Source organism: Clostridium isatidis (assembly GCF_002285495.1).
Classification (GTDB): Bacteria; Bacillota; Clostridia; order Clostridiales; family Clostridiaceae; genus Clostridium; species Clostridium isatidis.
In genome coordinates, this window is record NZ_CP016786.1 from 2,137,789 (window position 1) to 2,164,215 (window position 26,427).

Genomic DNA, 26,427 nt, shown 5'->3' on the forward strand with positions numbered 1-26,427 from the left:
CTCTATCATTAAATCAATTATATTTTATTCTATATTTTTATAATAATACAAAGGTCAAAGAAAGTCAAAGTTTTTTTTACATATTTTACATTTCAATTTTATAGTATATAATAATAAAAAAGTACTGAACACCTTTTTACAATTAAAAACGCACAATTTACAAGGCTAAATATCGAAACTTTTGATATTCAAAACTTGAAATATATAGAGGCGATATAATTATTATTTTTTATGTTTTTCTATAAATAAAAAAGAATTGTGCCTAAGAAAAGGAGAATATATATGAGAAGAGAATATATAACTTATTCTAATGATCTGCCTATAAAAATATCTTATGTAAATATTAAAAATTATCCTATCCATTGGCATAATGCAATTCAAATAATATATGTTTTAAAAGGTAAGATTTCTGTAAATATTGATACAGATTCCTTTGAACTATATGAAAGGGAAGTTGAAATTATTAATGTAAATGAGGCTCATAGTATATCTAGTGATGAAGATAATGAAGTCTTACTATTTTTTATAGATCCTTATTTTTTTGAAAAGTATTATAAGGATATAAATAATGTTTTCTTTTATACAGGTTCTACAGATGAGGGTCCTCAAGAAGGTGAAGAATATTTAATTCTTAAAGAACTTCTATCTAAACTCCTATGTGAAGTAGTTCAAAAAATAGAAGATTATGATGAAGAGGTAGAAACTATTTTAGTCGAACTTTTATATCATTTAATAAATAATTTTCACTATCTTACTTATGAAAAAGAAGAATTAAAAGAAAAAACAGAGCAACTAGCAAGATATCATAGAATTTCTAAATATATTTTTAATAATTATGATACAAATATAACCCTACAAGATATTGCTAAAAAGGAATTTTTAAGTCCAGATTATTTATCTCATGAAATTAAATATGCAACCGGATATAGCTTTACAGATTTAGTAAACTTGACTAGAGTTGAAGAGTCGGTCAAATTACTTCTAGATACAGACTTAAGTATATCTGATATTTCTGATGAAGTAGGCTTTTCCCATGTTAGATATTTAAATAAAAATTTTAAAATATATTATAATTGCACTCCGCTTCAATTTAGAAAAAAGTATAAATTAAGTGAAAAAGAATTTGAGGAAGCAAAAAGATATGAAATTTTGGATTTAAAAAATGCCTTAGAAAATCTTTCAAGCGATTTAGAAGACTATGAAAGATTTAATTATGAAAATAAATTATGGACTATTCATATAAATATGGATGATAGTGTAGGATTATTTAATACAGAGTATAGGGAAATTATTAACTTAGAGGATGCCTTTGATTTATTGTTGGAAGACAATAAAGATATACTTGAAGAAATCCAAGAAGAACTTCACTTCAGCTATGCAAGACTTAATAATATGTTTTGTAATGATATGGGAGTTTTCCCTAAATCAGATTTTTATAATTGGAATAAGGCCAAAAGTGTTATAGAATTTCTTGATTCTATAGATTTATATCCATTAATATTAATTGATAATCCAAACTTCACTTTAGAAAAATATATTCAAATTATCCAAAGCTTTCTAGAATATTTTAACGAAATTGATTATATAGATATTTCAAACTTTAAATTTCAATTTACAAATATAATATCTAAAGATATTAAGGCTGGCTTAATAGATTTTATTAGTTCTAATTACAATATAGATATTATAGAAAATGATTTTATCTCTGTCAAAAGTTTAAATAAAATATATGATACCATTTATATGCTTCCTTTTATCATCCATAATACTATTTTTCAAAAGAACTCCTTAAACTTTTTAAGGGCCTATGATGTATTAGAGAAAGAAGCAAGGCTTACAAATGAAGTTTTTATAGGAGCCCCTGGTATTGTAAATGATATGAATATAAGAAAACCATCTTACTATGCTTACTATTTTTTAAGTAAGCTTGGAGAGGAAATAGTTTTATTAGAAGATGGCTGCATTGTAACTAAAGATGAAGATGGATATTGTATACTTTTATATGCTTATAATGAAGATATTACAGAGCTTAAGGATTATGATAAAATCTTTAAAAAAAGAGGAACTAAAAACATATATAAAAAACGCATATCCTTAAATATACAAAACATAAAAACTAATTCAAGAATTATCACATATGAAGTAAGCGAAAAGGTAGGTTCATCCTATAACTACTGGTTGTCTATGGGATCTCCAGATAGATTAAATAAGGAAGAAAAAGAAATTCTACACAAAGCTTCCTTCCCAAAAATAGAGTTTAAATATTCAAAGAAAAGTCCAATTTTAAATATTATTACTGAATTAAAAGGATATTCAGCTAAATTGATATATATTAAAAAAGCAAGATAGTAGCAGTTAGGAGTGTGGAGTTTTGAGTGTAAAGTGTGGAGTTTGAAGTGTGAAGTTTTAGCATGGTTATTTTATAGCAGAAATGTACTTATACTGCATTAATTTTGATAATTAATACTTTTTTACTTTTTCCAACTTATAATAAATCTCTTAATTGTACCTTAAATAGAACATTTAAATCAATGCTTTCAGCTCCTTGTATATATATAATTTAAATATAAGATTAATTAAAAAGGAGTTGTAATTATGAGAGGACTTTTCTTTTCTCCTAGAATATTTTATAAATTTTCTATATTTAGTATATTTTCATCTATGTTTAATAGAAATTAACATAAAAATTACCCCTAGGAAAGATAGGCTTAACAAACTATCAACAACTAGGGGTAAATTTATTTTTTATTTATTTATCTTCTTTCAATTTCATTGCTAGTCCAAAATATTTTAAGGATTCTCTTGTTTCTCCTAATTTATAATACATTTCAGCCATATCCAAATATCTTTTATATTTTTCTTCTTTATTTGAAAATTTCAATAGTGAATCTAAAGATAAGTTCATATAAATTTCTGCCTGATCATACATTTCTTGTTTTTGAAGTATCATTCCCTTTAAATAATAAGCTTTTTCTATTTCTATAATATCATCACTTTCAATGGCACAATTTAAAGCTATATCTATTATCTCAAATGCATATTCATATTCTTCATTGTCATATAGTGTTTTCACGCAGTTATTTAAAAACTTCACATATTCATTTTTATTTTCCTTAGGAAATAATTTAATTCCTTCTTTAATTTCATTTAACCCTTTTTCTTTATCTTTTATAGCAAAAAAACATTTTCCATTTTCACCTTTTGCTATTGCTAAATCCATTAAATTATCTCTTTTATAAAAATATGAAAGGTTAACGTATTTTTCTTTTCCTTCATTATTAATTAGTATATTAATTCTTGCAAAGGCGTGATATAAATCTCCCTTTTTATCATTATCTTCAATATTATCAATATATCTTATAGCTTCGTTTAAAGAATTATAAGCCTTTTCTAAACTACTAATATTTAAATAAGATATTCCCTGCTTATAACAAATATAAGAATACTTATCTATATCTAACTCTTTTTTCTCTGTAAGCAGCGGCTTTATTCTTTCATAATAGTTGATTGCTTCAGAATATTCTTTAGTACTATAAAAGAATTCAGCCATATCAGTATAGTAAATAATAGTATTATCTGGAGTGTTATTCTTTTGATATAAATCATAGTATTGCGATACTATAGAATGTATATTTTCAACTTTACCTTTTTCAACATAATAATTAAATAATATATGAGTAAATTCAAAAGCCAAATCATCATATGAATATTCTAAAGCATAATTAATATTATTCTTTAATGCTTCTTCTTTTTCTTCTATTGCATTTGTCTTTATAAATTCAAGATTAGAAATTAACTGTTCTTTAACATCGCTTACTAAGTAATCATAATCTATGTTGAGTTTTTTTGAAACATACTCCAAAATATCCTTATCAGCTTTTATTTTTCCGTTTTCTATACAACTCATTTTGGATATTGATACTTTATCTCCACATAATTCTTTTAAAGTTACTCCATGATATATTCTAATTCTTTTAATCTTCTCTCCAGTTGATAATATCTCCATTAATCTCCCCCGCCTGGATTAATTCCTAAGGATTCCCATTTCCTTAAAAATATTTATCCCTTCATCTAAATATTTAGCAGCTTCTATATCTCTTTTATTATCAATATAGAATTTTCCAATCATTATTGCAATCTGCCCAGCTTGTTGATATAAACCATTTGTTTTAGCTATTTCATATGTATTTAATAAAGTATATTCAGCATCTTTTAGTTTATCATTTATCATATGAATTCTATACCACAATATATTAATTTCAACTAAATGCTCAAAATCTTCATCTTTTAGATATTGCTTAATTTCATTTAATAATTCTTCACATTTTTTAATATCTTTTATTTTAATATAATTTTCACACATATTTATTAAAGTGGATATTAGTTTTTCATCTTTTCTTCTAATTCTTATTTCCTTAGCAATCTCATAATGCTTAAAGGATTCTTCAATATTTTCAAATCTATAGAACAGTTTTCCTAAATTATTTTCTATTTCGGAAATATTATTTAATTCTTCCAGTTCTTTATATACTTCTAAACTTTTTTGAGAATATTTTATAGCGTTTGATAAGTCTCCTTTAGCATTGTATTCTTCAGAAATTAATAATAATGTTTTTGCATATTCTTCTTTATTGTTAACTTGTTCAAATTTACTTTTTGCTAAAAAAGAATAATCCATGGCTTTCTTTATATTTTCAGTTATATAATAAGATTCAGCCATATAATAATAAATTTCCCCAAGTAACGAATCATCTCCTATATTATTATCTAAGTATACCTTTTCTGCTTGTCTTAAATAACTATTAGCAGAATGATATGCTTTTAACTTTAAAGTTATCTTACCCAAATTTAGGAAGGTATTTATTATTTCCTCATGATTATTATTTTTAATAAAAATTACATTTGCTGATAAGAAAAATTGCTGAGCTAAAGTAAGTTCGCCTTTAGCCATATATATCTGTGCTCTTATATATAGTATTTTTGCTTTCCTATAATCTAAATTGTACTTTTCAACATAATATAATGCATTTTCAATATATTTTTCTCCAGAAAAATAATCTCCTGCTAAAATATATGCTTCTGCCATTTGTTCATAATAAATACTTATCTTCTCAGCTTGAGTTTCTTCTGACTCCATAAGATATTCAACAGAAGTTTGAAGTTCCTCTGCTAAATACTCTAATAAATCCATAGAGGGATTTGATCTTCCTGATTCAACTAAGCTTATTTGCCCAGGTGTAATTCTATCCCCAGCTAGATCTTTAAGAGTCATATTTAATTCTTTTCTTCTTCTTTTTATCTTTTCTCCTAATGCAAGAATCTCCATTAACACTCTTCCTTTTCATTCACATAAATTCTTAATATCTCGATATTTATTTTACATAATTATATCATAATTTTACAGATTTATATAGTTATTCTTACTTTTGTATTAAGATATTAGAGTTTTTTCGTCAAATTTTAGTATAAATAAATAAATTTTTTTATGTTTTTTGTCATTTATTTAGTTGATTTCATTATAAAAAAAACAATTTACAATAAGTAAGCTCAAAAGCCTTTCTTAATTGTAAATTGTTTTTTTATATTACATTCACATTTTTTATCTTTATTTTATATATTCCATTATTGCATCATATGCGTCTTCAGCCATATTAGCTGCTTTCCTTCCCATTTTTTTGATACTTCTTTGTTTTTTTCTATCTAATTGTGGATACATCATAGCACTTACTGCCACCCCTAATACTGCACCTGTTACAATAGTTTTCATAGTTTTCATAATATCACCTCATAATAATATTTTTTTAATTTTTCATATTCTTATTATTAGTAATATTTTTTTCTTTAACCATTGAAATTATTGGTAAGGTGCTTCTTAGTTTAACTAATATCCTTTATATATTCTAACACCTTTTTTTGTTTCTCAATATTAAGTTTTGTAAGAAGTCTATTAATCTCTAAAAGAAGATCCTTATCTTCTTTAATTTCGACTGTTTCTTCTAATTTATTCTCATTGCTTGATTTAGCTACAATAATTTTATCTTCCTTATTATTAGTAATACTTATTATCTCTCTTTTTATATTTTCATTTTCAACAAATAAAAGATTATTAGATAACCATTTATCTACTACTTTATTTGAAATAATAGATAATTTTTCTTTACATTTTTCATCTGCCAATTCATTAAAAATATCTCCAGTATGACTATCAACCTTAACAAAAATCACTTCTATGCCTAATTTCATTAATTCGTTCATCTTATTATAATATCTAATGGATGATTCTTCTCTTCTTTCCCAGAAACCTGTGGCATGATGGGCAATTCCTTCATAATCATGGAATATTACAACTTTCTTATCCCTTTTATACAAAGCATATTCAACAGCTTTAATTGCAGCTTCTAATTCTCCAGCAATCTGCCTAATATTACTTTGGGAGCTATCTGCTGATACTCCACTTTCAATATACTCCACCACATTATTTCTAACAGCAACTAAGCCGTATGCATATTTTTTAGAGCTTACACTATAACTTCCATCTACATAAACATGCAAACAATCCTCTGGATAATTATCTACACCTTTTTTAAAGATTTGACTTCCTTTATTTAAAAAGTTCTCAGCTTCTTTTATATCTTCAAAACTTTTATACTTTGCTCCCTTAACCCCTTTAACATATTTCAAACATTCGTCCCAGGTCTTAACTATTAGATTTTCTATTTTCTTATCATTTTCGAAATCATATCCTTCTTTTATAGCATAAACTTTCTTTCCCATAATATCTTCCTCTCTTTATAATGTACAATATACATTATTTTAGATTGTTGAAATTTCTTCTATAAACCTATATATTTTTTCTACATTCCTTGCACCAGTTAAATTTACAGCATATTCTACTAAAGTTTTTAAAGTTATTATTATATCATTCTTTCCTTGCCAATTTTCTAATATAACCACTATTGGAACATCATCTATTAATTTATTTAAGGTAAAAATTATAACTCCTATATCATCAATATTTCCTATAAAAGGTATATTATCTGGAATTATATCTGTTGGAAAAGATATATAAGCTATTGCAGCTGAAATTACTAATTTTGTTTTAATTGGAACTCTTTTATCTTTAAGTAATCTATAAATTAAAGCCAGCATATCAGGTATTATAAACAAGTATTCCTTAAAAGGCTTTATCTTTTCTGGTAATTTGTTCTCAAATATTCTTCTCCCCTTTGTATAGATATCCTCTACTTTTGCTACTTCCTTAATTTCTTCTTCATAATCTTCTTCCTCTGCTTCTTCTAACAGCTTTACATCCTCTTCCTTATTATCTTTTTTTAAAGTTCCTTCTATTGATATTTCAATGTTATTAGCTTCTACATATAAAGTATCTTCATTTACATTTATATTAGTAACATCAAAATCAACATATGGTACATCTTTTAAAATATATTTTAAATCAATTATTACTTTCCCATCTAAATATTTTATTCCTTTTTCTTCAATAGCCCTTAAAGCAAATTTTAAAGCTGCCTTTCTTATAAAGGATATAATTTTAATTTTGGAAAGCTTAAAATCCACTAATTCTCCCTCAATAATTCCATTATCTACTCTTTTTAATTTCACACTCCCTGTAAAGTCCACTGTTACTATCTTTTTAAAACTTCCCTTAATTATAATATTCTCATTAATATCTATTTCAGAAACTTTTAATCCTTCTACTTTAACAAATTCATTTATAATACTTAATAAATCTTTCCCTTTTAAACCAATTTTAACTTCTGATATATTCATTTTCCCCTCCAAATTGTTAATATTCTATTTAAATTTCTACAGGAATTATTTAATCATTAATATTATTATAATGTATTTTTTAAAATAAAAAACTTTAATTTTAAAAAAATATAACGGGGACTAGCCCCGTTATATTATAATATCAAAATTTTCAGCTCAATGAAAATCCCCCAAAATTGTCAATTGTCCATTGTCAACTATTCCTTACTCTTTAGGGTAAGGAACAAGATGAACTCCTTTTATCCCTATTCTTTGTAACCTTTTCATTTCTTCTTCTGCATCTTGGTATTTTTTATAATATCCAACACATACTCTCCAACCTTCTCTTGTTGGAATTTTTCTATTCATTTTAGGTATGTCTAATAGTACTTTATCTACAAATGCTAAGCAAGCCTTAGCAACCATATAACCATACTTTTTACTATCAAAGTTCTTTTCTACTTCTTCATTTGATAAAAATTCAGCTTCTATAATTACAGCCGGCATATTAGTTTCCCTTAATTCAATATAGCTGGCTTCCTTTATCCCTCTATCCTTAGATCTTAAGTTTGCAACAATCTCAGCTTTTATAAGACTTGCCAGTTCTTCTGCCTTGCTTCCTTTTTCATATATAAAAACTTCTGTTCCAGTTACTAAAGGATCAACAAAGGAATTCATATGAAAGCTTATAAAATAATCTGCTCCCCAATCATTTGCTATTTTAGCTCTATCTTTATAACTTAAATAAACATCAGATGCTCTTGTCAGTAAAACTGTTTCACCATTCTTCTCTAATAATCTCATGGCTTCATAGGCAGCTTCTAAATTTATATCTGCTTCTCTTCTATTGTTTTTTCCAACTGCTCCAGCATCACATCCGCCATGACCTGCGTCTAGTACCCACTTTGCCAAGCTTTTTCCTCCTTATTAAAGTGCTATGTAAAATCATATTCCATAATTCAGTATATTAATTTTACTTTTACTTGGTTACAAATTAAAAAATTAACACTTCTAAGAAGGAAATAGCAATCTTTACAATTGTCAATTATCCATTTTATTTAAGATATCCTTATATTAAAATACCGGAAGCACAGACCCATTATAATTATCTTCTATAAATTTTTTAACTTTATCTGAAGTCAAAATTTTTGTTAAATCTTTAATTTTTTGACTATTTTCATTTCCTTTTTTTACAGCAATAACATTATGATATTTTTTTGAAGCTTCTGTAGTAGCATCTTCTAAATATAAAGCATCCTTTGCTGGACTTAAACCTGCTTCTAAGGCATAGTTACCATTAATAACTGCTATAGCTACTTCTTCTAAAACTCTTGGTAGTTGAGCTGCCTCTAATTCTTCAAATTCAAGATTTTTTGGATTTTCCACAATATCCTTAGGTGTAACTAATTCTGCTTCTTTAAGCTTTATCAATCCTGCACTTTCTAATAATCTTAATGATCTTGCTTCATTTGATGGATCATTTGGAACTGCCACCCTAGCTCCATCTTTTAGCTCATCTAAGCTTTTAATATTAGCTGAATATATTCCTATTGGTTCTAAATGAACTCCTTTAGTATAAGTTAAATCATATCCTTTTCCTTCATTTGTCTCCTCTAAATAAGGAATAGTTTGAAAGTAATTTGCATCCAAGTCTCCATCAGCTAAAGCTGTATTTGGAGTAACATAATCTGTATATTCTATTACTTCTACTGTATAGCCCTTAGCTTCAAGATCTGGTTTTATTGCATTTACTATTTCTGCATGAGGTACTGGTGTAACCCCGATTTTTATTGTTTTATCTTCTTCTTTTGCTTTATTTCCTTCTGAAGCACCTGCATTTCCACAACCTATTAATCCTATTGATAATATACCTGTTAATAATAATGAAAGAATTCTTCTTTTTCTCATTTATAATACCTCCTAAAATTTTAGATTATTCAAGAATTTAATAAAAATGCACTTGAGAATAAACCTCAAGTGCATAAAAACACAGAAAATTTATTCCCTTATCTCTCAGCTACAGCTGCAGGATTTAGCACCAAACTAACAAGAGTTACTTTTCTCTTATTATAGGTTGCCGGGTTTCATAGGGCCAGTCCCTCCACCTCTCTTGATAAGAAAGAAAATATTTAGTTTTATATATTATTAAAATGATGGGATTACTGAACCAGCATATTTTTCTTCAATAAATTTCTTAGCTGTTTCTGATGTTAAAGCTTCTGTTAAAGCTTTAATTTTTTCATCATTTTCAGTTCCCTTTCTAACTGCTAATACATTTCTATAATTTTCTGCTGCTTCTGCATCCTTATCTTCTAAAACTAAAGCATCTTTTGCTGGATTTAAATTAGCTTCTAAAGCATAATTACTATTTATTACTGCTAAATCAACTTCTTCTAATACTCTTGGTAATTGAGCTGCTTCAAGTTCTTCAAATTCTAAATTTTTAGGATTTTCAGTAATATCCTTAACAGTAACTAATTCACCATCTGCAATTTTTATTAAGCCTGCTTTTTCTAATAATCTTAAAGCTCTTGCTTCATTTGATGGATCGTTAGGAACTGCTACTCTAGCTCCTTCTTTTAATTCATCTAAATTTTTAATTGTATTTGAATATGCTCCCATTGGCTCTAAGTGAATAGCTTTTGTATAAGTTAAATCTAGACCTTTTCCTTCATTTGTTTCATTTAAGTATGCTATATGTTGGAAGTAGTTTGCATCTAAATCTCCATCTGCTAAAGCAGTGTTTGGAGTAACATAATCAGTATATTCTACGATTTCAAGAGTATATCCTTTAGCTTCAAGATCTCCTTTTATTGCATTTAATATTTCTGCATGAGGTACTGGAGTAGCCCCTACTGTTATTGTTTTATCTTCTCCACCAGTTGTTGTTTTTTCATCTGAAGCTTTAGTTTGTCCACATCCTATTAATCCTAAAGCTAAAACTCCTGTTAATACTAATGATAATATTCTTTTTCTTTTCATATATATTGCCCCCTTAAATTTATTATTTTTTAATTTATTAGTTTATTATTAAGATAATTTTTTATATAAATTATTACCTAAAGATTGTAAGCCTTGAACTATTATAATTAATAGTATTACTGTTACAATCATTACATCAGTTTCATATCTTTGATAGCCATATCTTATAGCTACATCACCAAGTCCGCCTGCACCCACTGATCCAGCCATTGCAGAATATCCAATTATATTGATTACGGTTAATGTTAAACCTGATATTATGGAAGGAACTGCCTCCTTTATCATAACTTTAAAAATTATTTGTGCATTTGAAGCTCCAAAGCTTTTTGCTGCTTCTATAACGCCTGGATCAACTTCCTTTAGGGATGCTTCTATTATTCTTGCAACAAAAGGTGCTGCTGCTATTGTTAGTGGAACTATTGCAGCTGCTGTTCCTGTTGATCTTCCAACAATTGTTCTTGTTAAAGGAATAATAACTACTATCAAAATTATAAAAGGAAAACTTCTTAAAACATTTATTATCGCGTCTAAAATTTGATATACTGTCCTATTTTCCTTTAAGCCTTTAGGTGAGGTTAAAACTAATATAATTCCTAGTATTGAACCTAAAATTACTGCAAATAATGTAGAGAAAAATACCATTACAATGGTGTCATATATGGCTGGTAATAAAATTTCTGACATTAGTTAATCACCTCCAAAATTATATTTTTCTTTTCTAAATACTCTATAACCTTAATTTGATCTTTTTCATCTATATTTATTACTAAACTTCCAAGAACATTGTCTCTAAATTTCTCTAATTTTCCCCAAACTATTGAAAAATCAACATCTAGCTCCTTTGCCATTTTTGTTATAAGAGCATTTTCTGAGGAATTGCTTGGGAAAAATAATCTAATATTTACACCTTCATTAGGTAGAAGCTCGTCCTCATCATCTCCAAGAAATTTCTTTAATGAAAGTCCTGGATTTAAGAATAAATCTTCCGCCCTTCCTTCAGCTTTTACTATTCCACCTTCTAATAAAGTAACTCTTTCACATACTTCCTTAACAACTTCCATTTGATGAGTAACTACTACGATTGTAATTCCTAATTCCTTATTTATCTTTAATAAAAGTTGTAATATATCCTTTGTAGTTTTTGGATCTAATGCTGAAGTAGCTTCATCACAAAGAAGAATTTTTGGTTCTAGAGCTAAAGCCCTTGCAATTGCAACCCTTTGCTTTTGACCACCACTTAAACTTGTTGTTTTTTCATTTGCTTTTTCTGAAAGACCAACCAAGCTTAATAATTCATTTACTCTTTTTTCTATTTTTTCTTTTTGATATTTCTTATAACCTAGAGACTTTTTCCCTTCTTTACTACATTCCTCTTTATACTTTTTATATTCTTCTTCATATCCCCAAACTTCTAAAGGTAGTGCTACATTTTCAAAAACAGTTTTTCTTTTTAAAAGATTAAAGCTTTGAAATATCATTCCTAAATCTTTTCTAAATTCTCTTAATCTATACCCTTTTAATTTTTCAACTTCTTTTCCATTAACTTTTATTGTTCCTTTATCATAGGCTTCTAAACCATTTATACATCTTAAAAGAGTTGATTTTCCTGCTCCACTATGACCTATAATTCCATATATTTCGCCTTCTTTTATATGTACAGAGACATTCTTTAATACTTCTGTATTATTAAAACTTTTGCTTAAATTAGTAATTTCAATCACAAATTGGTCCTCCTTTTATAGTTTGGCAATCAAATAATTTAAGAAAATAAAAACTGCACTCAAGAATAAATCCTAAGTGCAGCATAAGTCACATTCAAATTTACTCTCTCATCTTTCAGCCAAAGCTGCAGGATTTAGCACCAAACTAATAGAAAATAGACCTTATGCTTTTGCATAAAGTAATAACCTTCTATTAAAGGTTGCTGGGTTTCACAGGGCCAGTCCCTCCACCACTCTTGATAAGATAACGTATTTCATATTTAATTGTTTGTTGTTATTTATATTACTATCTGGAAATAAATTTGTCAATAAAAATTTTAAAACTTTTATTTTAAATCATTAATAAGCTTCTATATCACAGCAATTAGTAAGTGTTTTTTCATTTTAAATATTAATCTTTGAACTAATAAAAAGTGCGAATATAAATTAACAAAGATAAAGAGAATTATGTGAAATAAACATCTCCTTTTATCTAGCCTTTATATTCGCACTTTAATTATATTACATCAAAAAAACTTAATTGATCTCTTTCTGGAAGACCTTCTAAACAACCAAATTTTCTTAATAACTCTACTGCAGAATTACCAACCCTATCTCTTTTCTTTAAGTCTTCTATTGAACTTATTGGAATTCCACTATTAACAGCACTATATATAGCTTCAGCAGCTACATTTCCCATACCTGCTATACTATTAAGAGGTGGTCTTAAAGCCCCATCTTCAATTTTGAACTTTGTAGCGTGAGATTTATATAAATCAATTGGCAGGAAGCTTAAGCCCCTTTCATACATTTCTAAAACTATTTCTAAATCATCATACATATCCTTATCTTTAGGAGCTGCATCATTACCTAAATCTTCAATCTCCTTCATCTTTGCCTTTACTTTTTCTTTTCCGAAAATCATATATTCTGCATCAAAGGCCTTTGCCCTTATAGTGAAATATGCACAATAATAAGCAATAGGTATATGAACCTTAAACCAAGCTATTCTAAAGGCCATCATTACATAAGCAGCTGCATGGGCTTTAGGGAACATGTATTTTATCTTTCTACAAGAGTCTATATACCATTCAGGCACATCATTTTCCCTCATTAGTGCTTCATATTCAGGCCACTTTGGATCTTTTAAAGCCTTCCCTTTACGAACAAGTTCCATAATTTTAAATGCAGTATTTGGCGGAAGACCTTTTTTAATCAAGTAAACCATAATATCATCTCTTGTACATACGGCTTCACTTATACTTGTTACTATTCCTGTATCAATTAGGTCTTTAGCATTTCCTAACCAAACATCAGTACCATGTGAAAGCCCTGATATACATAAGAGATCTGAGAAGGTCTTTGGCTTTGTATCAACAAGCATTCCCCTAACGAACTTAGTACCAAACTCAGGAACTCCAAAGGTTCCTACCTGAGAATTTATCTGCTCTGGTGTTACTCCTAAAGCTTCTGTAGATGAAAATATAGACATAGTTTCCTTATCATCTAAAGGTATAGTTTTAGGATCTACTCCAGTTAAATCCTGAAGCATTCTTATTACTGTAGGATCGTCGTGACCAAGTATATCAAGCTTTAGTAAGTTTTGATCTATTGAGTGATAATCAAAGTGGGTTGTAATAATATCTGAATTAGGGTCATCAGCTGGATGTTGAACGGGACAAAACTCAAATATTTCTCTTCCCTTTGGAACTACTATAATTCCACCTGGATGCTGTCCAGTTGTTCTCTTTATTCCTGTACAACCTTTTGATAATCTCAACATTTCTGCCTTATTAACATTTACATTTCTTTCTTCAAAATATTTCTTAACATATCCAAAGGCTGTTTTTTCTGCTACTGTACCAACTGTTCCAGCCTTAAAGGTTGTTCCTTTACCAAAGATAACTTCAGTATATTTATGTGCTTTTGCTTGATATTCTCCTGAAAAGTTTAGGTCTATATCTGGTTCCTTATCTCCATTAAAACCTAAAAAGGTTTCAAAAGGTATATCCATACCATCTTTTGCAAGTTTTTCACCGCATACTGGACAATCTTTATCAGGTAAGTCAATTCCATTATTACAGCCATAATCTGTAAAATCTGAATACTTACATTTAGGACATCTATAGTGAGGAGGCAAAGCATTAACCTCTGTTATCCCTGTCATATAAGCAACAATAGATGAACCAACGGAACCTCTTGAACCTACCAAGTATCCATCTTCATTTGACTTCCACACCAGTTTTTGGGCAATTATATACATCACCGAGAAACCATTTTTTATAATAGAATCTAGCTCTTTATCTAATCTTGCTTGAACTATTTCTGGTAATGGATCGCCGTATAATTCATGAGCCTTTCCATAGGCAATATCTTTAATGGTCTGCTCACATCCATCTATATATGGAGTAGCTTTTTCTGGAGATATTGGACTAATCTGCTCACACATATCTGCAATTTTATTTGTATTTTCTACTACTACTTCATAAGCCTTATCTTTTCCTAGATACGAAAACTCTTTAAGCATTTCATCTGTAGTTCTTAAATAAAGTGGAGCTTGATTATCAGCATCCTTAAAGCCTTGCCCTGCTTCAATTATACGTCTATATATTTCATCTTCTGGATCTAAGAAGTGAACATCCCCAGTTGCTACTACAGGTTTATTTAACTTTTCTCCTAAATCAACAATCTTTCTATTAATTTCTTTTAAATACTCCCTGTCAGGAACCTGCTCAGTCCTAATTAAATATTCGTTATTATCTAAAGGCTGGATTTCTAAATAATCATATTCCTGTGCTATTGCTTCAATTTCTTCATCAGACCTTCCAAGTAATATTGCTTGATAAAGCTCTCCTTCACTGCAGGCACTACCTATGATTAAGCCTTCTGAGTACTTTTTGAACATACTCTTTAAAATACGAGGTTTTTTATAGAAATAATCTAAATGTGAATAAGATACCAATTTATATAAATTCTTTAAACCTACATAATTCTTTGCAAGTATTATTGCATGATAAGTTTTAAGCTTTTTAAATTCTTCCTTCTTAGCTATTTCATCTGAGGCATATTTATCTATGTCATCAAGAGTTTTTACTCCTCTTTCCTTTAACATGTCTATCATCACATTAAACACCTTAACAGTTGTGTCAACGTCATCTAAGGCTCTATGGGCAACTTCTACCTTAATACCTAAGTGCTTAGCTATTCTTCCTAGTTTATAGGTCTTATATTCTGGAAATAATTCCTTTGCTAAGGCTAAAGTATCTATGAAGGTATAATCAAATTCATAACCTAAAACTTTTGCATTCTGCTTTAAGAAACCAACATCAAATTCAGCATTATGAGCAACTAAAACACTTCCTTCGATAAAATCTAATATTTTAGGGAAGATTTTATCAATAGTCTCTGCATCTTTTACCATATCATCAGTTATGTTAGTTACTTCAACAACCTTTGCTGGAATAGGCTTTTCAGGGTTTACAAAGCAGCCAAATTTATCTATTACCTTACCATCTTTAACCTTCATAATACCTATTTCAGTTATTTTTTCCGTAACAGCAGAAAAACCTGTTGTTTCTAAATCTAGTACACAATAGGTTGTATCAATAGACTGTCCCATAGAATTCGTTACAGATGGCTTTTTATCTGGTGCTAAATAAGCTTCAACTCCATAAATAACCTTCATATCTGGATTATTTCTTCCTAAAAGTTTATGAGCTTCTGGAAAGGATTGAACAACTCCATGGTCTGTTATTGCAATAGACTTCATCCCCCAGCTCATGGCTCTCTTAATTAAATCAGTAGCACTAGTTACTCCATCCATTTGACTCATTTGAGTATGCATATGAAGCTCTACTCTCTTAACTTCTGCAGTATCCATCCTAGTGGCCTTTTTAATGGCTTCTGCCTCTAGTATAGTATTAGCAATTATTTCAACTTCTCCAGAAAAACTGCTATAGCCTGCATTACCAAGAAGCTTTACTGCCTTTGTCTTTTTCAATCTTGAAAATACCTCGTCACCTTCCCCTGGTTTTACAAAAGCCTTACAGGTGATTGAACTTGATCCATCATATAAATCAAAAGAAACTAATAATTTTCCACTTCTTAATTCCTTTGCATCTATATTCGATATTTCACCTTGTATAACAACTCTTCCTTCATTTGGTGTTATATCAGTAATCTTAATTACAGGATCCTTTATATTTCCATTTCTACCTAGTATCAATAGTGAATTCTTATTTTTACTGTCATTTTCTGCTTTTGCTTCTTGATTAATTTCTGGAACAAGCTTAACTGGCGTTGCATTATTATTGTTATTATTTTGTTTTGCCTGAACATCCTTTTGAATAATGACTTTTTCTTTAATTAAGTTGTTTTCCTTTAACTTAATTAGCTCTTCTTCGCTTACGTCATCAATAAAATTAATTTTATATGTTTTTCCGTATAAAGCTTTTAATGAATCCTGAATTTTTTTATCATATTTTAATTCCCTAAGCATTTCAGAAATAACCATTTTAAAACTAAAATTAAGACAAATATCATTAATTTCTAATTTACAATTATTTATTGCAGCTTTTAAGAAAGGGTGTTTAATTGATAAAAAGTCTAGAACTTCCTTAACTCTATCTTCTATTGATCTTTCAAAGGAAGCTTCAGTATAATTTATTATAATTTTTGAATCATTTAGGGCAAATCTTTCTTTAATGAAATTGTTAAAAGATTCTATTTCTCCAATCTCAATATATTTATCACAGCTTAATTTCATTTCAAGAGTTTTAGTCTTTTTTCTTAAAGTAACTCCCTCAATTACTGCTGTGTTTATATTCCCCCCCAAGGCATAGTCACTAAAAATTTCACTTATTTTTTTCATGTTATTTCTTAACCTTTCTCTGCAAATTTTTAGCATACTAATATTATACTAGATAGCCTTAAAATTTGCTATGTAAGAATTATGACATAATTTTATTTATATAGAATTTAAATGTTTAAAAATATCTTTTCTTCAATTTATCTTATATATTTTACTTGTCCTATTTAATAAAAAACCCCAACTCATAGAATATCTATGATTGGAGTTTATGTTAATATTTTAATTATTTAATATTTATATTTAAGTTATCAAAAGTAATTGCATTTATTGAGCTATTGCCATTTTCATAGTAGGAAATAGATATTTTATCCTTTTCCTTAGTTAAAGGTGTTTCTTTTGATAGCCCCTGAGATACAATAATTAATTTTTCAGGATATTCTACAGTTGTAATATAAAATACCAATTCATTTTGAGATATAATACTTCCAATTCTATCAACTGTTAGAGTTTCCTTTTTAGCATTTCCATTAGCCTCTATATCTGTAGTATTTTTATTTCCATTGTTTAATGCAGTAATATAATTATTGTAAGTTTCTTCAATATTATTACCTACACCTACAATATTATAATTTTCTACATTTACCATTGCATATTGTTTTATTAACCCCTCATTATCTTTTAATGGAATAAAATATGTTGCTTCATTATTTACATTTATTAAATATGGGAAACTTGCACTATATCCTAAGTTTTGAACCTTTCCTTCTGCTGAACTCATTGCAGCATTTTCTGTTGCACCTGAATTTTTATAGAAGGTCTTCTCTCCAGTTACACTATTTACAAGCATAAAGCCTACACTTGAATTATCAACCCCTACACTTGTCATACCTGTATAGTAATAGCATATATCATCTATATAAATAATTCCTGTACCATTGGTTGTTTCTAATTTATTAGTTTTAGAGAAATTCCAAAAACCATGGATATATTTTCCCCACCACTCAATTTGCTTTACCATTAGGTCAATAGGTTGAACTCTATCAATCCATTCAGGTATTTTACTAATATCATCATAATATGTGCTTTCTCCTGTTTGTGCATCTACAAGAACTATTCCTATAACTTTTTCACTTCTTATTCCTACCCCTTTATCATAGGCTGTTACTATCCAATAAGGTCTGCCTTCATCATCTATCTCAAAGGAATAATCAGTAAAACCAACTGTTTTTATATTCTTATAAATATGTCTTTTTATATCATCGCCAAAGTAAGCTCTTTTTGAATATTTTAATTTTAAAGCTTGTCCATTAAGTTCTGTCACTAACTTTACATCATTTAATGAAGTTGCATTAACCATTACATAACCTTCAGTTCCTCTATTTTTAAGCCAAGCAAAAATACCAGAAGGCTCTAAGGGAGCAACATAATATAGTTTATCTCCTACTTGCTGTAAAGTCATATCTCCCAAATCAGTCCTCGACCCTAAGGAAGGAATTTGTCCAACTTCCTTATCTGCAACACGGATAGCATATTCCTCATCAATAATTGGAATATTTTTCAACTCTATTTCTTTAACATTATCTACAAACTCTTCCGTTTTAACATCACCAGCTAGCGCTCTATATTTTTTTGCACTAACCATTTTTGAACTTGCTAAATTAACCCCCAAAGCTATTATTATCACTAATATTAATAAGCTAAATAAAGTCTTTGAAATTTTTTTATTCTTCTTAACGCTTGCTTCATCATTAACATTTTCTTTAATAGAAGCATAATAAATTGCAGGAATTAATAATATTATTCCAACTAAAATTACTATAGCATTAAATAAAAATTTTATATTTAATACAGGCATAATGAAGTAATATATAAACCATATTAAAATAAGTAATAATATCCCTAATAATAGTCCGATTTTCTTTTTCATTTAAATACCCCCGTAAAAACAATTCACAATGTACAATTCATAATTTGCAATATTAGAATTATGAATTGTAATATTTTGCAATGCAAAATATTACTTAACTATAGTTCTAAATACTGTTACTGTAAAATTAGTATCACTCCACTTTCCTCTAACTTCATAAATATATTCTCCCTTTTGATCTGGAAGTTTTATAGTATTCATCTTCTTATAAGCTTCTATTTTTTCACTAGTTTCATTTTCTGAATCTCCTACATTCCATCTTGTCAAAATTATTTCTGGAGGAGCCTTTTCAAAAATTATATTAATTTCATCATTAGCTTTTGCTTCAAAGCTTGATAAATTCTTGCCTATATAATAGGAAGGCCCTACAAGATAACTGTTACCTGTTCTAGGCTGATCCTTTGAAAAATTAATTAACCATGCATATTCCCCATGAGTTGAAGAAACTTTTTCACCTTGATATTTTATAGTTACCTCAGGCAAATCATTAGGAATATCACTTGTTATTTCTGCATGAATATAACTGCCTACTATTAATAATACTATAAATAAAAAAATAAAAATTTTAAAACTAATTTTTTGCCCCTTAAATTTCAATACCCTTCCTCCTATTTTACACATTATATAAATTATATCATAAACTACTTTTTATAAATATAATTTATTAAAAATAAATAAGTTAGAGTTAACTCTAACTTTATTTTTTTAAATATTTATTACTCATTGTAGTAATTATAGTGAAGCTTGGTATAGTCTAAATTACTTTCTTCATAAGCTTTCTTTTCTTCTGCTGGATAACCTACACTTATAACACATTCTACCCCGTATTTATCTGGTATATTAAGTAGCTTTCTTATATAATCTTCTGCTTTTTCTTCTTTATTACGCATTCTTTCCCTCATTTGAATCCAGCAGGAGCCTAATGCTAATGAATGGGCTGTAACTTGTATTAAAGTTGCTGCTATTGAGGCATCTTCAATCCAAACATCACAGACCTCCTTATCTGCAATTACTACTATGCCTAACTTTGCACCTTCTAAAAATTTGCTGCCATGCTCTTTACTTTCAGATAACTTTTTAAGAAGTTCCTTATCTGTTACAGCTATAAATTCCCAAGGTCTTCTATTTCTTGAGGATGGAGCTAAAAGAGCAGCTTTTAAAAGAGCATCAATTTTTTCCTTTTCTATTTCCCTATCTTCATATCTTCTAATGCTTCTTCTTGATTTTAGTAATTCAATCATATTATATTCCTCCTATAGACGAAATTCTCTATTAAAACAATTATAATATTATATAATTATTTTAGTAAGGATAATAATTATTCTATTTTTTTGTATAATAATCTTCTGCTAAAAGTCCATAGAAAGCAGCATCACAAATTCCTTGATTATTAATATCAGCTTTGCGCATGGTCCCTTCATACTTTAAGCCACATTTTAACATTACCTTGCCTGAATTAGGATTATTAGGATCATGACGGGATTCTATACGTTTAGCTCCTACTTCTTCTATTAGAAATTTAATAATTCCTTTGAAGGCTTCTGAAGTTATTCCTTGATGCCACCATTTTCTACCTATACAATATCCAATATGAAGCATCTCTATTTCTTCCCTCATGCTAACTACACTAATAGAGCCAATAGGTTCATCCCCATCTTCTTTAACAGTAATTGCCCATTGATAAAATTTATTTTCTGAATAACCCTTAATCCATTCTGATAATACTTTTTCTGTTACTTCTATTGATTTATGTGAAGGCCAGGTTAAAAACCTTGTCACTTCCTCATCACTAGCCCAATTCTTGAATACAGCCTCTGCATCATCTTCTCTAAACCTACGTAAAATTAATCTATCTGTTTCTATTTTTACTGTTCCTAAATGTTTCATTTCTACACCCCCTAAATTCAATTTACAATCTTCAATTATTCATTGGAAATTAAAAAATACTATTCACTTTATTTATTATACTCTTCTCGTAATATGTCCATATAAACCTCGTCATAATAATTCCCCCTTAAGTAATAGGATTGTCTTCTTCTTCCCATTTCCTTAAAGCCTACTTTTTTATAGCAATTAATAGCTCTTTCATTAAAGGAAAATACTCTAAGCATTATATTATTTAAATTTAAATAATTAAATCCATAATATAATAATAAATTAAGAACTTCTTCTCCATAACCCTTATTGCGATTTTCTTCATCACCTATAAATAATCCCACTTCTGCACATTGCCTTATTTGATTGATTGCATGAATACTGCAATTTCCAATTAATTTATCATTATCTAATCTTACTATGGCAAATTGATATTGATTAGAATTTTTTATAATCCAATCCCTTTCGTATTCTACAGATAAAATCATAGTAGAATTTCCTACGCCATCTGTTACATCAAAATCATTTAACCATTTAGTATATATTTCTGCATCTTCAACATTCATTGGAGATAAATATACATTCTTGCCTACTAATTTCTTGAAATATTTCATTCCCATACCTCCCCATAGATTTCAATAAAACATTGCTTCTATTTATTTTAAAATTAATTATATAATATGTTGTTTTTCATTTCAAATAATGTAATATTTTTCATTATCATAATTTATAAAAAAATCTCTGCTATAAAAACAGAGATTTTTTATTTAATAAAAGGGATTTAATATGAAAAATAATTTATTTCGTTAACTTTGCTATATTATCTTCTTTAAATTCATCCTTTTCTTCAACTAGGATTTCTTTTTCAAACTTGAACTTATTAAGTCTTCCATATAACTTAGTCATTTCAAATAATTTTTCGGCTAATTTATCATTTATATCTTTCCTAGAAGCTCTCCAAGTCCAGTTACCTCCAAGGGTTGAAGGAATATTCATTCTAGCTTCTTTACCAAGACTTAAAAGGTCTTGCATTGTTGCAATAGCTAAGTATGCCTTGCTTCCCCAAATTCCTCTAAGCATTCCTTGTGCAATTCCTTCATCATAGGTTAAGTTTAAATACTTAATAGCTTTCTTTCTCTCTTTTTCTCCCACTGAATTATACCATCCCATTATTGTCTCATTATCATGGGTTCCTGTATAAGCTACACAGTTTTCAGGATAATTATGTGGAAGATCTTGACTATCTCCATCACCAAAGGCAAATTGCAATATTCTCATTCCTGGAAAACCTGTAGCCTCTCTCATTTTAATTACAGCTTCTGTCATATATCCTAGATCTTCAGCTATTATTTTTACTTCTCCTAAGGCATCTTTTATAGCATTAAATAGTTTTACATCTGGGCCTTTCTTCCATTTACCTATTTTTGCAGTTTTATTTCCATATGGAACTTCATAATAGGATTCAAAACCTCTAAAGTGGTCTATTCTAACAACGTCATATAATTTAAAGCTTTCCCTCATCCTATCAATCCACCAAGAATATCCATCCTTCTCAAGATTATCCCAATTATATATTGGATTTCCCCATAGCTGACCATCTTCTGTAAAGGCATCTGGTGGTACTCCAGCTACAGTTTTAGGAACTAAATTTTCATCTAGATTAAAATATTTTGGATTACTCCATACATCTGCACTATCTTCTGCCACATAAATTGGAATATCCCCAATTATCTTAATTCCATTATCATTAGCATATTTCTTCAGTCTATTCCATTGTTTAAAGAATAAATACTGAAGAAAACTCCAATATTCAATTTCCTCTTCTAAAATAGTTCTATAATGCTCAAGGGCTGACTTTTTCCTTAATCTTATATCATCATCCCATTCCTGCCAGCTTACAAGCTTAAAATGATTTTTTACAGCCATATATAAAGAGTAATCTTCAAGCCAAAATTTATTTTCTAATTTAAATTTTTTAAATTCCTCTATATTCTCATTTTTTGAATTTTCAAAAGCTTTTCTTAAAACCTTATATCTATTGATAAATAATTTAGCATAATCAACTTTATTTTCATCTAAACCATAATCTAAGTTTACATAATCCTCCTTGCTTAATAATCCTTCTTCTTCTAAAATGTCAAAATCTATAAAGTAAGGATTCCCAGCAAAGGCAGAAAAACTTTGATATGGTGAATCACCATAACTAGTTTGACCTAAAGGAAGTATCTGCCAATATTCTTGTCCGCCTTTCTTTAAAAAGTCAACAAATTCAAAGGCTTCCTTTCCAAAGGTTCCTATTCCATATTTGCTTGGCAGAGATGAAATGTGCATTAAAATTCCACTACTTCTTTCCATAAATTCTACCTCATTTTCCATAAGACTTTTTAAATTTTTTATAATTTGATGATTCTCTTTCTATTAATTCAGTTTCTAATATAATATGTTTATTTTCTGTTTTACCTTCCAGTAAGTCTAATAATAATCCTACACTCAACTCAGCCATTTCAAGCTTTGGTTGCTTAATTGTTGTAATTGTAGGGCTATAAAATTCACTTATGTCCATACCATCAAACCCAACTATTGAGATATCCTTGCCAATTTCTAAGTTACTATCTTTTATAGCCTTTGAACAACCAACTGCCATAATATCTGATATTGCAAATATTCCATCAATATCTGCATTTTTGTCTAAAATATTTTTTAATTCGTTGTAAGCTCCTCTATAATCAAATCTTCCTAATAATCTAAACTCTTTATTAAATTTAATATTATTATCTTTTAGGGCTTTTAAAAATCCTTCTTCTCTTAGAAAACCTATCCCTAAATCTTTTTCATCCCCTAGCATAATTGCAATAGATCTACAGCCACATTTTATTAAATGTTCAGTGGCTAAGTATGCAGAGTGTACATTGTCTATTGTTACTGAAGAAAATTTTGAAAATTCCTTTCCATATTTATGATTTATTGAAGTCAAAACTACTGGTACTTCTATATCATCAAAATCTTCATTGCTTATATTTTCAAAGTTTCCTCCTAAGCAAATTACTCCTTGTAATCTTTTTTCTTTTACTATTGATATTAAGTTTTTAATTTCATTATCGCTTAGATAATCATGATGTTCTAATATCATAGAATATCCTGCTTTTGAAATCCTTTTACTTATTAAATCTAGCATTTCAGAGAAAAACGGATTAAATACCCCTTTAATTAAAACACCAATATTTTTTGTATTGTTCTTTTTTAAATTTCTTGCACTATTATTAGGAATATAATTATTTTCTTTTATAATTTCTAAAACTCTTTCCCTAGTTTGTTCTTTTACATCTGGATGATTATTTATTACTCTCGAAACTGTACTAACACCAACTCCTGCAATTTTAGCTATATCTCTTATGTTTATCATATTCTACCCCCAAAATTCGACCAAATATTCGGTATGATTTCTAATTTTACTACAAATTATTCTTTAACAGAACCAGAAACTAACCCGCTTGCTATATATTTTTGGAAAAGCATGAATATAGTTACTATTGGCACTGTAGCTAATATAGCTGCTGCAGAATACATAGTCCAGTTTGCTGAGAAATTATTTTTAATAAACTTTTGTAAACCAGTTGTTATTGTTTGTAAGTCTGCATTCTTTAATAATGCTGATGTGAACATAAATTCACTATAGGCTCCTATAAAAGAGAATAGGAAAATAACAATTAGCATATTTCTAAGTAATGGTAATATTATTCTTATAAAGGTCTGCAATACTGAAGCTCCATCTATATATGCTGCTTCAACTAATTCATCAGGAATACCATCTATAGCTCCTTTTAAAAGCCATATATTATATGCACTTCCTCCTGCAAGGATTAGTATTAATATCCATGGTCTATTACTTAAATTATAAGTATATACAACACCTATTATTGCAGGTAATGCCATTGTTGTTGGAAACATTTGAAGGATTAACAAACTCATTAAGCCATTTTTTCTTCCCCAGAACCTTAATTTTGAAAAAGCAAAGGCTGCTGGAACTGATAAGGCTAATTGAATTAATGCAACTGTTGTACAGATTAAAAGAGAATTTTTTACCCAGGTTAAAAAGTCTGTTTTTTCAATTAACTTTTTATAATTCTCTAAAGTCCATTCTGCCGGAAAAAATGTTGTTTGAGTAAAAGCATCCCCCTTTGCCATAGAAGCTGATACAACTGCTACTATTGGAAATAAGGTTATAGCAATCATTACCCATATAAAAATTCTACCAAACCATAGATTTCTTACTTCATCAGGTCTTAACTTTTTCTTATATTTATTAGCTTTTTGCGACTTCATTTTAATCAACCTCCTCAAATTGGCCAGATGCTTTCATTTGTATAAATGAAATAGTTGCTATAATTACAAATATAATTATACTTAGGGCTGAGGCTATGTCATATCTACCAAATTGAATTGAAAGCTTGTAATTTACAGAAGCTAAAATATCTGTATATCCAGCAAATTGAGTATCTAATCTTGCTGGGTTTCCTAATGTAATTAAATAAGCTGAACCAAAATTATTAAAGTTAAATGCAAAACTTGAAATTATTAATGGATAAGCAGTTTTAGCCAAGGATGGCAAAGTAATGCTTGTAAATTGTTTCCACTTGCTTGCACCATCTACTTCAGCAGCTTCATAATATACTTCTGGAATTGCTGCTAAGGATCCCAAACATACATTCATCATATATGGGAAGCCTAACCATACATTAACCATTAATATACTTATTCTTGCTAAAGTAGGGTCAGTAAGCCATTTTATTGGCTCTTTTATTAAATTAATACTCATTAAAAAGTTATTTATTTGCCCGTAACTTCCATTTAATAATCCTTGAAAAGAAAGAATTGCTACAGCTGCTGGCAGAGCCCATGGAAGTATTAATATTCCCTTATAAAAGTTTCTTTCTTTCATATTTTTATTATTTAATACAAGAGCTATTATTAGGCCTAAGAAGAAACAACCTAATGTTGATACTACTGCAAAAATCATAGTCCACCCAAATACAGGTAAAAAGGTTTGTTTAAAAGGACCATTCAAAACTTCTATAAAGTTTTTAATTCCAACTAGATTGATATTTCCCTTTGAATATAGAGTATAATCAGTAAACGCATAATATATAGTTGCAGCTATTGGCATTACTGTGAATATTAAAATTGAAATTAGTGCTGGAGCTAAGTAAAAATAAGCTTTACGACTTTTTCTTTTCATGCCCATTTAAAAATCCTCCTTTATTTTATAAAAGGGGCTGTCGCAGACCCCTTTGATATAAAATGTAGAATAAAGAAGGATCCTAATCCTACATCTTAAATTTCAACTTGTGCGACAGCACCTCATATAA

The 26,427-nt window shown here is 28.5% G+C and carries 21 protein-coding genes and 2 riboswitches; of the genes, 1 reads left to right on the forward strand and 20 read right to left on the reverse strand.

Annotated features, from left to right (window positions below; translation table 11 throughout):
• Positions 1–282: 282 nt before the first annotated feature.
• On the forward strand, positions 283–2,349 hold the full coding sequence (locus tag BEN51_RS10090; protein ID WP_119865941.1) for a helix-turn-helix domain-containing protein: 2,067 nt from the start codon (positions 283–285) through the stop codon (positions 2,347–2,349).
• Positions 2,350–2,749: 400 nt separating this feature from the next.
• On the opposite strand, the gene BEN51_RS10095 is transcribed toward BEN51_RS10090, so the two are convergent.
• The 20 genes from BEN51_RS10095 to BEN51_RS10190 form a co-directional block, all read right to left on the reverse strand.
• Positions 2,750–4,006 (reverse strand): helix-turn-helix domain-containing protein, encoded by a 1,257-nt coding sequence (locus tag BEN51_RS10095; protein ID WP_119865942.1) that lies wholly within the window; start codon positions 4,004–4,006, stop codon positions 2,750–2,752.
• A gap of 18 nt (positions 4,007–4,024) precedes the next feature.
• The gene (locus BEN51_RS10100) at positions 4,025–5,326 is read right to left on the reverse strand and encodes a helix-turn-helix domain-containing protein (RefSeq protein ID WP_119865943.1); all 1,302 of its coding nucleotides are present in this window, start codon (positions 5,324–5,326) and stop codon (positions 4,025–4,027) included.
• Positions 5,327–5,605: 279 nt separating this feature from the next.
• On the reverse strand, positions 5,606–5,776 hold the full coding sequence (locus tag BEN51_RS10105) for a YtxH domain-containing protein (protein WP_119865944.1): 171 nt from the start codon (positions 5,774–5,776) through the stop codon (positions 5,606–5,608).
• Positions 5,777–5,877: 101 nt separating this feature from the next.
• The gene (locus BEN51_RS10110) at positions 5,878–6,774 is read right to left on the reverse strand and encodes a ribonuclease H1 domain-containing protein (RefSeq protein ID WP_119865945.1); all 897 of its coding nucleotides are present in this window, start codon (positions 6,772–6,774) and stop codon (positions 5,878–5,880) included.
• A gap of 39 nt (positions 6,775–6,813) precedes the next feature.
• Positions 6,814–7,788, reverse strand: a complete 975-nt coding sequence (locus tag BEN51_RS10115) for a YkvA family protein (RefSeq protein WP_119865946.1) — start codon at positions 7,786–7,788, stop codon at positions 6,814–6,816.
• Positions 7,789–7,992: 204 nt separating this feature from the next.
• On the reverse strand, positions 7,993–8,679 hold the full coding sequence (locus tag BEN51_RS10120) for an N-acetylmuramoyl-L-alanine amidase family protein (RefSeq protein WP_119865947.1): 687 nt from the start codon (positions 8,677–8,679) through the stop codon (positions 7,993–7,995).
• Positions 8,680–8,841: 162 nt separating this feature from the next.
• On the reverse strand, positions 8,842–9,675 hold the full coding sequence (locus BEN51_RS10125; RefSeq protein WP_119865948.1) for a MetQ/NlpA family ABC transporter substrate-binding protein: 834 nt from the start codon (positions 9,673–9,675) through the stop codon (positions 8,842–8,844).
• A 95-nt stretch (positions 9,676–9,770) separates the two neighbouring features.
• A riboswitch (SAM riboswitch) is annotated at positions 9,771–9,887 on the reverse strand.
• Positions 9,888–9,912: 25 nt separating this feature from the next.
• Complete coding sequence (locus tag BEN51_RS10130; protein WP_119865949.1) at positions 9,913–10,749, reverse strand: MetQ/NlpA family ABC transporter substrate-binding protein; 837 nt, start codon at positions 10,747–10,749, stop codon at positions 9,913–9,915.
• Positions 10,750–10,797: 48 nt separating this feature from the next.
• Complete coding sequence (locus tag BEN51_RS10135; protein WP_119865950.1) at positions 10,798–11,433, reverse strand: methionine ABC transporter permease; 636 nt, start codon at positions 11,431–11,433, stop codon at positions 10,798–10,800.
• The gene (locus BEN51_RS10140; RefSeq protein WP_119865951.1) at positions 11,433–12,470 is read right to left on the reverse strand and encodes a methionine ABC transporter ATP-binding protein; all 1,038 of its coding nucleotides are present in this window, start codon (positions 12,468–12,470) and stop codon (positions 11,433–11,435) included. Before BEN51_RS10140 ends, BEN51_RS10135 begins: the two co-directional genes overlap by 1 nt.
• A 105-nt stretch (positions 12,471–12,575) precedes the next feature.
• Positions 12,576–12,716, reverse strand: a riboswitch (SAM riboswitch).
• Positions 12,717–12,966: 250 nt separating this feature from the next.
• Positions 12,967–17,319, reverse strand: a complete 4,353-nt coding sequence (polC, locus tag BEN51_RS10145) for a DNA polymerase III subunit alpha (RefSeq protein ID WP_119865952.1) — start codon at positions 17,317–17,319, stop codon at positions 12,967–12,969.
• A 223-nt stretch (positions 17,320–17,542) separates the two neighbouring features.
• Positions 17,543–19,186 (reverse strand): cell shape-determining protein, encoded by a 1,644-nt coding sequence (locus BEN51_RS10150; RefSeq protein ID WP_119865953.1) that lies wholly within the window; start codon positions 19,184–19,186, stop codon positions 17,543–17,545.
• A gap of 90 nt (positions 19,187–19,276) precedes the next feature.
• Positions 19,277–19,783: a hypothetical protein gene (locus BEN51_RS10155; protein WP_119865954.1), complete on the reverse strand. Its 507-nt coding sequence runs from the start codon at positions 19,781–19,783 to the stop codon at positions 19,277–19,279.
• A 119-nt stretch (positions 19,784–19,902) separates the two neighbouring features.
• On the reverse strand, positions 19,903–20,427 hold the full coding sequence (locus BEN51_RS10160) for a nitroreductase family protein (RefSeq protein WP_119865955.1): 525 nt from the start codon (positions 20,425–20,427) through the stop codon (positions 19,903–19,905).
• Between the two features lie 82 nt (positions 20,428–20,509).
• The gene (locus tag BEN51_RS10165; RefSeq protein ID WP_119865956.1) at positions 20,510–21,073 is read right to left on the reverse strand and encodes a GNAT family N-acetyltransferase; all 564 of its coding nucleotides are present in this window, start codon (positions 21,071–21,073) and stop codon (positions 20,510–20,512) included.
• Positions 21,074–21,141: 68 nt separating this feature from the next.
• Positions 21,142–21,675 (reverse strand): GNAT family N-acetyltransferase, encoded by a 534-nt coding sequence (locus BEN51_RS10170; RefSeq protein ID WP_119865957.1) that lies wholly within the window; start codon positions 21,673–21,675, stop codon positions 21,142–21,144.
• Positions 21,676–21,859: 184 nt separating this feature from the next.
• Positions 21,860–23,416 (reverse strand): 4-alpha-glucanotransferase, encoded by a 1,557-nt coding sequence (gene malQ / locus BEN51_RS10175; protein ID WP_236906287.1) that lies wholly within the window; start codon positions 23,414–23,416, stop codon positions 21,860–21,862.
• A 10-nt stretch (positions 23,417–23,426) separates the two neighbouring features.
• Complete coding sequence (locus tag BEN51_RS10180; RefSeq protein ID WP_119866612.1) at positions 23,427–24,461, reverse strand: LacI family DNA-binding transcriptional regulator; 1,035 nt, start codon at positions 24,459–24,461, stop codon at positions 23,427–23,429.
• Positions 24,462–24,520: 59 nt separating this feature from the next.
• Positions 24,521–25,384, reverse strand: a complete 864-nt coding sequence (locus tag BEN51_RS10185) for a sugar ABC transporter permease (protein ID WP_119865959.1) — start codon at positions 25,382–25,384, stop codon at positions 24,521–24,523.
• 1 nt (position 25,385) lies between these two features.
• Positions 25,386–26,303 carry a carbohydrate ABC transporter permease gene (locus BEN51_RS10190; protein ID WP_119865960.1) on the reverse strand — a complete coding sequence of 306 codons (918 nt, stop codon included), beginning with the start codon at positions 26,301–26,303 and terminating at the stop codon, positions 25,386–25,388.
• Between the last annotated feature and the right edge of the window lie 124 nt (positions 26,304–26,427).

Coding starts and splice junctions, on each gene's coding strand:
- BEN51_RS10090 (WP_119865941.1), top strand. CDS start 283: ATGAGAAGAGAATATATAACTTATTCTAATGATCTGCCTATAAAAATA.
- BEN51_RS10095 (WP_119865942.1), bottom strand. CDS start 4,006: ATGGAGATATTATCAACTGGAGAGAAGATTAAAAGAATTAGAATATAT.
- BEN51_RS10100 (WP_119865943.1), bottom strand. CDS start 5,326: ATGGAGATTCTTGCATTAGGAGAAAAGATAAAAAGAAGAAGAAAAGAA.
- BEN51_RS10105 (WP_119865944.1), bottom strand. CDS start 5,776: ATGAAAACTATGAAAACTATTGTAACAGGTGCAGTATTAGGGGTGGCA.
- BEN51_RS10110 (WP_119865945.1), bottom strand. CDS start 6,774: ATGGGAAAGAAAGTTTATGCTATAAAAGAAGGATATGATTTCGAAAAT.
- BEN51_RS10115 (WP_119865946.1), bottom strand. CDS start 7,788: ATGAATATATCAGAAGTTAAAATTGGTTTAAAAGGGAAAGATTTATTA.
- BEN51_RS10125 (WP_119865948.1), bottom strand. CDS start 9,675: ATGAGAAAAAGAAGAATTCTTTCATTATTATTAACAGGTATATTATCA.
- BEN51_RS10130 (WP_119865949.1), bottom strand. CDS start 10,749: ATGAAAAGAAAAAGAATATTATCATTAGTATTAACAGGAGTTTTAGCT.
- BEN51_RS10135 (WP_119865950.1), bottom strand. CDS start 11,433: ATGTCAGAAATTTTATTACCAGCCATATATGACACCATTGTAATGGTA.
- polC (WP_119865952.1), bottom strand. CDS start 17,319: ATGAAAAAAATAAGTGAAATTTTTAGTGACTATGCCTTGGGGGGGAAT.
- BEN51_RS10150 (WP_119865953.1), bottom strand. CDS start 19,186: ATGAAAAAGAAAATCGGACTATTATTAGGGATATTATTACTTATTTTA.
- BEN51_RS10160 (WP_119865955.1), bottom strand. CDS start 20,427: ATGATTGAATTACTAAAATCAAGAAGAAGCATTAGAAGATATGAAGAT.
- BEN51_RS10165 (WP_119865956.1), bottom strand. CDS start 21,073: ATGAAACATTTAGGAACAGTAAAAATAGAAACAGATAGATTAATTTTA.
- BEN51_RS10170 (WP_119865957.1), bottom strand. CDS start 21,675: ATGAAATATTTCAAGAAATTAGTAGGCAAGAATGTATATTTATCTCCA.
- malQ (WP_236906287.1), bottom strand. CDS start 23,416: ATGGAAAGAAGTAGTGGAATTTTAATGCACATTTCATCTCTGCCAAGC.
- BEN51_RS10185 (WP_119865959.1), bottom strand. CDS start 25,384: ATGAAGTCGCAAAAAGCTAATAAATATAAGAAAAAGTTAAGACCTGAT.
- BEN51_RS10190 (WP_119865960.1), bottom strand. CDS start 26,303: ATGGGCATGAAAAGAAAAAGTCGTAAAGCTTATTTTTACTTAGCTCCA.